Genomic DNA, 3,231 nt, shown 5'->3' on the forward strand with positions numbered 1-3,231 from the left:
GTGCAGTCGGTGGCTTTAGTGACCCTCGCCTGCATCGTGGTGTTTCTCGCCGCCTTTGTCCGTTCCACTTGCCTTAAAGGTTTCCACCATCGGCGTCACCGCTGCGCCGTGAAGATAGACCATCTTCGCGCCGAGGTCGGCGTTTTGAAAGACGAGGTAGGTCGCCAGTGCGCCGACCAGCAGGAACGCCCAATTCGCCTTGGGCGTATTCATCGTGCGCGGCGTGTTTTCGTCGGCGATGGGCGAGTCGTTCTTTGTCCAAAAGCTCCACGCTGTGAGAATCGCGCCGATGACGAGCAGCACCCAACCGGTATTCTTGTGCGTGCCCATGATTTGCTCGATGGCATCATTGCTCGGCGTGCTCCGCGCAGCCATGCCCGTATAGACGACGAGCGCCAGAGAGATGAACGCGAGATAAAGCGTGACGCGACCGGCGACGAGCAGCGCCGGCTTTTTCAACGAGGTGCCGAGACAGTAGAGCAGCAGCATCGTGGGAATGAGCGCGATCGGAAAATGCACGAACGCCGGGTGGACGTTGAACATCTTCGAGAGGCCGTCGAAGCCGTATTGCGAGAAGTCTATCCACGGCCCGCTAGATTCTCCCTCGTGGGCCAGAGCCGTCGCCGGAAGCGCGAGGGCAAGCAGCGCGAGAAGGTTTGCGGCGGCGGACGTGACTTTGCTGTTTTGCTGATGGGAGTTCATGATGGTGATTTCCTCATATCCTGTTCGCCCGAGGCTTGCGGAAAGGCCGTGCGAATTGGCACGAGCTATGGCGCTCAGTTCTTGATCGCTCCGCACCCGAGCATCGCCGCGCCAAGGTAGGGATTGGCGATCCGTTTTGTCGTCTGCACCCAATTGCCACCGGCGACCATCGGGCACGCGATGACGTAATAGCCGGGTTGTTTCGCGGCCAGCTTCATTGCTTCCGCACTGACCAGTTTGAAAGCTTCGCGCGCCTGCTTCAACGAGTCGCTCTTGAGCAGAGCCTTCACGCCGCCGACTTCCGCGTTTTCTTTGGAAAGCGCGACCGCTGCAGCTTGGGCGGCCTTTAGATCGTCGGCCGCCAGCGCACTGCGAACCGCCTCGTAGTGCTCCATGAAAGTCTTCTGTGCAGGAGTGAGCGTCGAGGCCGCGACCGGCGCGGGCTCCTCGATGTCGGCCACCGGCGCCGCGACATTGAACCCGAAGGCCGCAAACTCATTGACGCCGTGAATCTGTGTTTGCAGAAACAGCTTCAAGTAGCCGGGTTTCTCCGGCACCACATGGAAGCTCATTTCCGGGCCACCGCGATCCGCATCCGTCTCGGGTTCTTTGCCGAGCGGGTGGACGTGCGTCACGGAATCGAGCGCCCCCGTGAATCCAACCATGTGTGCGAAAGCGCCCATCAATGGTTCCAGTCCAGTAAACTCCCGGCCATCCGCCGTAAGCACCTTGATTTTGACCAGCACCGCCTTGCCAGCTTGCAGCGGTTCGTTCCCCTCCGTTGTGAGGACGAATCGGTAGCCTGCGACCGCACCCGCGACATCCGCCGTGGTGTTGACCGTTTCTTTCAGCAGGGCCGGCTCACCCTTCACCGCCACTGTCGTCATGGAATACTCCTGCCGATCCGTGGCTTTCGGATGCAGGTCCGCCCACACATGGTAGTTCCCGCCAAAACGCGGTTTGAAGTTGAAGCGATACACGCCGGGAGTTTCCGTCGCATCGGGGTGCGCGTGCTGATAGTCGCTCAAGCTCTCGTCGATAATCAGCAAATGAATCTGCTTGGTGTGTGCGACTTCGAGCTGATCGAGCGTCACCGGCTTTCCATCTGCACCAGTGAGTCGAATCTCCGCCGGCACTGAATTGCCGGCCGCGTAGAACTCGTTCGGCAGCATCTCGGCTTTGATTGTGGCCGCCCCTGCCGCGTGATGCGCTGGCTCGGGTTTGCCGTCTTTCTCGTGAGCTTTGGAGATCGGCGCGCTCACGCAAAGCGCCACTGCAAATGCCAAGGGATAGGTAAATAGCTTCATAGTTCGGATTGCGGAAAGACGGCGAGTGAGAGGCGACTTATTACATCGCGCCTCCCACTCGCCTTTCCTTGGTTGAGGGAAGATTCGCGGGCGTTACTTCACCTGCTTTTCCAGCGCCATGAGCACGCCATCGAGCTTCTTGAGGTTCGACTCCGTGCCAGCCTGATTGTTGTCGTCGCCGGTCTTGTCGAGGTCTTCGGCGAGCTTCGCGATGTTCTTCACGCTGCCTTCGACGCGCGCCTTTTTGTCGGCGGCAACCTTGGCCGGCAGGCCATTCGCGAGGTCGCGGATCGCGAAGGCGTGGTGATGCACATCGGCGAGCTTTTTGGATTTCACCACGTCGGCAAGTTCGCCGTGCTCCTTGTGAATGGCGGCCATGATGCCATCGACGGTATCGGGCACCGCCGTCTTTTCGGCGTGCTCCGCGTGCTCTTTCTTCTCGTCCGCGAGAAGGACGGAGGTGTTCGTGAATGCGAATGCGGCGCATGCGCCGATCGCGAGGAGTTTGCTGGTTTTCATGCTGTTTTGTGTTTGTGGTTTTGGGTTCCGACAGGACGCGGTGTGCGCCGCTGAAGATGGTTTAGTGCGGCCGTGTGACCGTCGCGGCCACGAAGGTGGCGAGGACGGGAATCGGCTTCATGTGTTCCCCCTTCAACGAAGTCCCCCCGTCGATCCCCCCAAAAATCGTGCCCTACTTTTGAGCGACTACTTTCCTTATCGAATCGCCGTCCTCGGCGTAATCTCGGCGAAATCCGGGCGCGGAGCGCGCGCTTCGTTGACACGCGCAGAGCCCGCCGATACCGTCGGCGCTCCGTGAGCCTCCTTCGCTCCAGTTTATTCATCGCCATCGTATCCCTGTTCGTTCTGACGGGATACGGCTTCGACCTTTTTGGCGATTGCTGCGGGTCTGAGAAGCAGGTGCAGACGCAGAGCGGCAAGACTGCGCCGGGTAAAAAAGCGCCGGGCAAGTCGGATGACTGCCAGTGCATCTGCCACCAGATTATTTCTCATTCGAGTGTGGAGCCCATGCGCGTGGCTGCGGTGTTGATTGTGACCGCGGAGTTCGTGGCGCACCCCGATGAGTTTCCGCCGGATGCGGTGCCGCTCGGCATCGACTATCCGCCTCAGCTCGCTTAACGGCTGACGAGCACTGCCGCGCCCGGATGGCGCGGCGGTTCTTCCTCTCGTCGGCTTCCTTCCGTTCCACGGCATTCGCCGTGGC

The 3,231-nt window shown here is 60.3% G+C and carries 4 protein-coding genes; 1 reads left to right on the plus strand and 3 read right to left on the minus strand.

Features of this window, described 5'->3' with window-relative positions; translation table 11 throughout:
• Positions 1-15: 15 nt before the first annotated feature.
• From ABJF10_RS30155 to ABJF10_RS30165, 3 genes are all read right to left on the minus strand, one after another.
• The gene (locus ABJF10_RS30155; protein ID WP_348548301.1) at positions 16-702 is read right to left on the minus strand and encodes a DUF2231 domain-containing protein; all 687 of its coding nucleotides are present in this window, start codon (positions 700-702) and stop codon (positions 16-18) included.
• A gap of 74 nt (positions 703-776) precedes the next feature.
• Positions 777-2,009, minus strand: coding sequence for a hypothetical protein (locus tag ABJF10_RS30160; RefSeq protein WP_348548302.1), 1,233 nt, complete (start codon positions 2,007-2,009; stop codon positions 777-779).
• Positions 2,010-2,102: 93 nt separating this feature from the next.
• Complete coding sequence (locus ABJF10_RS30165) at positions 2,103-2,528, minus strand: hypothetical protein (protein ID WP_348548303.1); 426 nt, start codon at positions 2,526-2,528, stop codon at positions 2,103-2,105.
• Positions 2,529-2,822: 294 nt separating this feature from the next.
• On the opposite strand from ABJF10_RS30165, the gene ABJF10_RS30170 reads away from it, so the two are divergent.
• Positions 2,823-3,146 carry a hypothetical protein gene (locus tag ABJF10_RS30170; protein ID WP_348548304.1) on the plus strand — a complete coding sequence of 108 codons (324 nt, stop codon included), beginning with the start codon at positions 2,823-2,825 and terminating at the stop codon, positions 3,144-3,146.
• The last annotated feature ends 85 nt before the right edge of the window (positions 3,147-3,231 follow it).

Origin of the sequence: Chthoniobacter sp., assembly GCF_040003245.1 — a bacterium.
Lineage (GTDB): Bacteria > Verrucomicrobiota > Verrucomicrobiia > Chthoniobacterales > Chthoniobacteraceae > Chthoniobacter.